The sequence below is a fragment of the Lactobacillus kitasatonis DSM 16761 = JCM 1039 genome (assembly GCF_000615285.1).
GTDB classification, from domain to species: domain Bacteria; phylum Bacillota; class Bacilli; order Lactobacillales; family Lactobacillaceae; genus Lactobacillus; species Lactobacillus kitasatonis.
In genome coordinates, this window is record NZ_BALU01000005.1 from 107,280 (window position 1) to 114,104 (window position 6,825).

General features: G+C 36.7%; 2 protein-coding genes and 1 pseudogene. All 3 read left to right on the forward strand.

All coding sequences use genetic code 11. The features are described 5' to 3' along the window. Positions 1–74: 74 nt before the first annotated feature. The gene (locus JCM1039_RS04900; protein WP_025014880.1) at positions 75–2,018 is read left to right on the forward strand and encodes a M13 family metallopeptidase; all 1,944 of its coding nucleotides are present in this window, start codon (positions 75–77) and stop codon (positions 2,016–2,018) included. Between the two features lie 446 nt (positions 2,019–2,464). Continuing rightward, a pseudogene (locus tag JCM1039_RS12590) lies at positions 2,465–2,560 on the forward strand (YSIRK-type signal peptide-containing protein); the annotation flags it as partial. 3 nt (positions 2,561–2,563) lie between these two features. Then, on the forward strand, positions 2,564–6,718 hold the full coding sequence (locus tag JCM1039_RS12300; protein ID WP_034532995.1) for a mucin-binding protein: 4,155 nt from the start codon (positions 2,564–2,566) through the stop codon (positions 6,716–6,718). Positions 6,719–6,825 lie beyond the last annotated feature (107 nt).

The window sequence follows — 6,825 nt, forward strand, 5'->3', positions numbered from 1 at the left end:
CACGAATGCATACGTCTTTTTGTTATAATGATTAAAAAGAATGAAATAATTATTAATATTAATAAGGAGGAAAAATGAGAAGATTTTACGCTGTTCGTGGTGGTGCGGGCGATGTTGCTGAACCTGACATTGATGCTAAGCCACAAGATAATTTATATTTAGCAGTTAATTCGGAATGGCTTTCTAATGCCGAAATTCCTGCTGATCGTACTTCAACTGGTGTCAACTCAGAACTAGATATCAAGATTGAAAATAGAGTAATGAAGGACTTTGCCAATATTGCTGCAGGCAAAGAAAAGATGGCTGATATCAAGGACTTTGATAAGGCAATTGCTTTGTATAAGATTGCTAAGAATTTTGAGAAGAGGGATGCAGAAGAAGCAAACCCAATTCAACATGATTTGGAGCAATTGTTGGCATTGAACAATTTTGCTGATTTTGGTAAAAAAGCTAAAGACTTGTACATGGGTTCATATATCTTGCCATTCGTCTTTGGCGTCGATGCCGATATGAAGAATACCGATGTCAATGTCTTATACTTCGGTGGTCCAAGTACCTTCTTGCCAGATACAACAACTTATAAGACAGAAGATGCTAAGAAGCTATTAGACATTTTGCAAGAGCAAAGCATTAATTTGTTAATGATGGCTGGCATTGGTAAAACAGAAGCTAGAGTATATGTTGAAAATGCTTTGGCTTTTGATGCTAAGGTAGCCAAAGTTGTTAAGTCTACTGAAGAGTGGGCCGACGATGCTGCTATTTATAACCCAGTTTCCTACGACGAATTTATTGCTAAGTTTAAGTCATTCGATATGGCAAAATTCTTAGATGAACTTTTACCTGAAAAACAAAAGCGTGTAATTGTGATGGAACCACGTTTCCTTGACCATGCAGAAGAATTGATCAACGCTGAAAACTTTGATGAAATCGAAGGCTGGATGCTAGTTAAATACATTAACAGCGTAGCTAAGTACTTGTCACAAAAGTTTAGAGAAGCAGCCTTTCCATTTAACCAAGCAATTACTGGCGCACCAGAAATGCCATCACAAATTAAGCAGGCTTACCGTATTGCTAACAGTGCCTTTGACGAAGTGGTTGGTATTTTCTATGGTAAGAAGTACTTTGGTGAAAAGGCTAAGCATGACGTTGAAGATATGATTCACAACATGCTTAAGATTTATGAAGAAAGAATCAACCATAATACTTGGCTTTCTGATGAAACTAAGAAGAAAGCAATTGTTAAATTAAATGCTTTGGTTCTTAAGATTGGTTACCCAGAAAAAATCGAAAAGATTTTTGATTTGTTACAAATAGATCCTGAAAAGAGCTTATATGAAAATGAAGCCGCTATGGATAAAGTGCGTACCAAGTACGAACTGGACAAATTAACCCAACCTGTTGATCGTTCAGTATGGCTCATGCCAGGTAACTTGAACAATGCTTGTTACGACCCACAAAGAAACGATTTAACTTTCCCAGCTGGAATTTTGCAAAAGCCATTCTATGATATTAACCAATCAAGAGGTGCCAACTATGGTGGTATTGGTGCTACTATTGGTCACGAAGTTTCTCACGCCTTTGACAACAACGGTGCTAAGTTTGATGAAAACGGTAATATGAATAACTGGTGGACTAAGCAAGACTTCGCTGAATTTAACAAGCGTGTAGGCCAAATGATCGACATTTTCAATGGTTTGCAATATGGTCCAGCTAAGATTAATGGTAAGCAAGTTGTATCTGAAAATATTGCTGATCTTGCTGGTTTAGCTTGCGCCGTTCAAGCAGGCAAAAATGATGGTGCAGATTTGAAAGATTTGTTTGAAAACTACGCTAGAAGCTGGATGGAAAAACAACGTCCTGAGGCAATTAAGACTGAAGTTCAAACTGATGTCCATGCACCACAACCAACTAGAGTAAATATTCCCGTTCAATGCCAAGATGAATTCTATGATGCATTCGGTGTTAAGCCAGACAATGGTATGTGGCTTGACCCAGAAGATAGAATTGTGATTTGGTAAAAAACATAACATAAAAAATATAGTTAATATAAAAAAGCAAGATTTCCTAGTAAAAGGAGTCTTGCTTTTTGTGTATGTAAATAACTAAGTTTATTTACATATTTGCAAGTAAAATTATTTTATTTACATTAGAGGCATGCATAAAAGAAATGACTTTATTTATATGGCAGGCATTTAGAAAAGTAACAAATAAAATAAGGCCATGTTATTAAAAGATTTTACGTATTGCGGATTTAAAAGCTTACATTTATACTATCTGGGAATAGAAAATATCATTATATGACGATTATGTATAACTTATAATAGTGAAAAAACATAATTCTTCGGTTCAAACATAACATTTGTGTTTGGGATGCAAACTTAGTAAAAATATTTCAAACGAATTATAGGGAATAAATGTTGTTTGAATAAAATGATTTAGATTTGGTGTAGAGAAAAAGAGAATAATGGGAAAAAGAATTGTTACTGCGGTTAAGCAGAGATTTAGTATCCGTAAACTGAGTATAGGTGCAGCAAGTGTATTATTGGGGACCTCTTTGTATTTTATGGGGGGATCGGCCACTATTGTACACGCTGGTACTAACGTATCAGGGGATGTTCCTCAAACTGGAACTACCAAGGCAGATGTCCAAGTTGAACCTGCGTCGGGACAAACTGGTGAAGAAAATGGATCAACTGAAGTAAAAGATCCAGTAAAAGTTGCTAAGGACCCTACTAAAGATGATACAGACGTAAACCAAGCTATTGATGACTATGCCAATCAAAAACAAAAAGAGCAAGATGAAGCTGGTAATAAAGTAGTTATTCGTCCTAGTGGTAAACAACCTGAAAAAGCTGCCGATAATGCTACTGATCGTGGTACAAAAGTAGAAGACATTAAAGATAGCATTGATGACGGAATTGCTGCAGCTAATAATGATAAAGCAGCTATCGAGGATTATAAGAATAAGCATCAAAATCAACAAATTTTACAGGGTGAAGAATCTGGAGCTTTTAAAAATCAAGGCTTAAGTGTTGATGATGAAAAAGGTTCCGAGATTAAAAATATTACCATCACTGATAAGGATAAGAAAACAGTATATACTTATACTCCAGCAATAGACGGTCCTTCCCACAATATTGAAATTGATGGTAAAAAAGACGCTATTGTCATTACCCATACCAATAATAAGACTGATAAAGAGACAAATACTATGAAAATCAATAGTGATAATAAAGTCATTGTTGATTTTCAACATGATCAATGCCAAGGTAAAGAAATTACAGTCACTTATGATAATTTAAAGAATTCTTATTATCTAGAGAACATCGATAATAAGACTAATAAAATTAAGATTTCTAAGATTGAACGAACTTTTTTAGGTATTCACGCTGGTGATACCATTTTTACATCTGATGGTCACACACCTACATCTGATGGAGTTTATGATAAATGTTACGGTCCACAATTAATTATTTATAATGATCCGTATGATGGATTTTTCTATAATAATATTAAACAAGTTTCTGTTAAAGATATTTATTATGATGACAAGGGTAATCCAATTACCTTTAAAGATGGTGATAAAAATAAGGCTTGGATTTTTGTTACTAGTTTAAACTCTGATGGTGTAGGTAATAATAATCATCGTGGAGACGGTAAAGAATATCTAGAAAAAGTTAAAGCTGAAAATCCTGATGATACTCCAGCAGAAATGAAAAAAATTGCTGGCTCTACAGTAACTGGACCAGTTGATGAGAATACTACTAAAGATTTTACTAGAACCGTTGAATTAGTTGATGGACATAGCAATGGAGATTATTTAAGAAATTATTTACGTACTAATGCAGATGATTTAAAAAACCAGGGGTGGATTTGGCAAGAAAATTCTTCTGAACTTACACAAACAGTAACTTTACATGTTAAAAAAACTAATGACGGATATGTTTATGATAATGCAGATGCTTTCTTTAAGGGCTTAACTTTACCTCCAATAAGTGAGAATGGAACTGAGAAATATCCTGATATTGAAATTCCTGAAGTTAGAGTTGGTACCAAGACAGCTGTCAGAATAAGAGTTAGTTATAGTGCCAACTCTAGTACACAAAAGCCACTAGATAAGCCTGAGGTTGACGTAGATGAGGAAGAAGTTCCAGATAAACATGATGGTTGGTGGTATTCTGATGAGAGCAATAGTCCTCAAAATAATTATCCAGACTGGGATAATAAATCTGAAGATAACAGATATGCTTTTGTGGGTGCTGTTGCGATTCAATATCAACCAGGGATGACCATAACTTATGGTGCTGATGATACTGCGTGGGGCAGTCACTGGGCATGTACGCAAACACAAGTTGTTTCAAGTTTGAATGAACGAGTTATTATTTATAACCATATTAAAGACGGCATTATTCCTGTCACTCCGGATAACCCAGGTGACCCAGGTAAACCAATTGATCCTCCAATTGATCCTAAAGATCCAGATCCTAAGAGACCCGTATGGCCAAAAGGTACGGACAAAGATAGTTTAAGTAAGGATGTAACTGAATACATCACTTATACAGGCCTTCCAGCTACAGAGACTAAAGTAACACACGTACTTCACTTTACTGGTAGTGGCTACCTTGACAAGGTAACTGGCAAATGGACAGATAAGGATGGAAATGATCTTGAGGACCAAAGTCTTGATAAGGCTTTGGAATGGACAGCTCAAGAAGGTAATCACTTTGATGCAGTAGCAAGTCCAAGTAAAGCAGGCTACTATGTAGACAGGGTAGACGTTAAAGTCGGTGACCAGCAACTTGACAAAGACACAGACGAATATTCAGCATATACGGATGGTAAAGATGTTAAGGCAGTAGAGAATATTACTCATAATCATGAAAATATCGTGATAACAGTAATATATGCCCCATACCAAAAAGCCGGTTTAACAATTATTGATGAAGATGATATCAGAGCAGCAGAACCTAACGGTCACAAGCTTGGTTCTTACAGTGATACAGGCAAGTCTGGTAAGGATATTGCATTTACAGGAGCCCAAGCTGCCGTTGATGCCTACCTTAAGGCCGGTTATATTTGGGATAGTGCTAAGACTAAGGCAACTGACGGTACTAAGGCAGACAACTATGAAGGCTTGAAACTTGGTAAACTTGATAAGGATGCAAGTAAAGATCAAAATTGGACCATTTACTTAAAGCACGGCACCACAACATTTGATCCAGATAAGCCAAATCAACCTAAACCAGGTGCTAAGCTCAACCCTGATGATCCAAATCAAGATGGACCTAAAGTAACAGAGGACATGGTTGACGACAAGAAGCAAGTAACTTCAACAATTAACTATATCGTTTCTGATAGCAAGAGTAATCCTGCGGCACCTGCAGCACCTACAAAGAATGTTCAAACTGCAACTTGGAAGAGAACCATTACAGTTGATAATGTAACTGGTAAGATCATTTCTTCAACTGATTGGAAGACATCAGATAACTATACTAACGTAGATACGCCAGATTTGGTTGGCTACTATGCAGATAAATCTAGTGTTCCGGCACCAGAAGTTACACAAGAAAATGTAACAACCGAAGTAACTTACTATCCATACCAAAAAGCCGGTTTAACAATTATTGATGAAGATGATATCAGAGCAGCAGAACCTAACGGTCACAAGCTTGGTTCTTACAGTGATACAGGCAAGTCTGGTAAGGATATTGCATTTACAGGAGCCCAAGCTGCCGTTGATGCCTACCTTAAGGCCGGTTATATTTGGGATAGTGCTAAGACTAAGGCAACTGACGGTACTAAGGCAGACAACTATGAAGGCTTGAAGCTTGGTAAACTTGATAAGGATGCAAGTAAAGATCAAAATTGGACCATTTACTTAAAGCACGGTAAAGTCACTGTAACTCCTAAGAACCCAGGTAAGCCAGGTGAACCAATCAATCCTAACGGACCTAAGTGGCCAGCGGGTACTGATGCCAACAGTTTAACTAAGACTGGTACACAAACGATTCACTACGTAGGTGCAAGTGACAAGACTCCAGCTGATAACACACAGACATATACCTTTATTAAGAGCATGGTAATTGATAAAGTAACTGGTAAAGTCTTAGATCTAGGTTCTTGGAATATCGATAGGTATACCTTTGGTACTGTTAAAACTCCAGTAATTCCTGGATACCACGCTGATAAGGCTGTAGCCGGCGGTGCAACAGTTACCCCAGATGATTTGGACAAGGTAATAACTGTAACTTATATTCCAGATGGTAACCCTGGTAATTCTGGTGATCAAGGCGATACCCCAACGCCTGAACCTACTCCAGAACCAGAGCCAACTCCAAGACCAACCCCAGATGATCAACCTGATTCTGAACTATCTTCTGATGGACATTTTGGAAATGTAAAAGCTAAGAATAAATTAGATAAAACTAATCCAAAGAAGGTGGATGCGTATAAGAAGGAAACAAAGATTATTAAGACTAAGATTGCAAAGCAAGGCCATACTGAAATAGCAGAGCCTATTGAAGACAAAGTAACAAGAGAAAATAATGTTAAAGTGGTTTCAGATCCAGTTGAAAATAAGGCTGCAGAGCCTAAACTCCCACAGACTGGTGAAGCCGATAATAGCTTTATTGTTTTACTCGGAATGTTATTAGCAAGTTTTGCAGCAATGTTTGGTTTTGATAGTCTTCATAGTCATGATAAGAAACACAAAAACTAAATCTTGATACTAGTCAAAAACAAGACTTCCTTTATTTAGGGAGTCTTGTTTTTTGAACTTTAGATTAAAATGATTTTTACTTTAAATAGAAAACAGACCTGCATCGT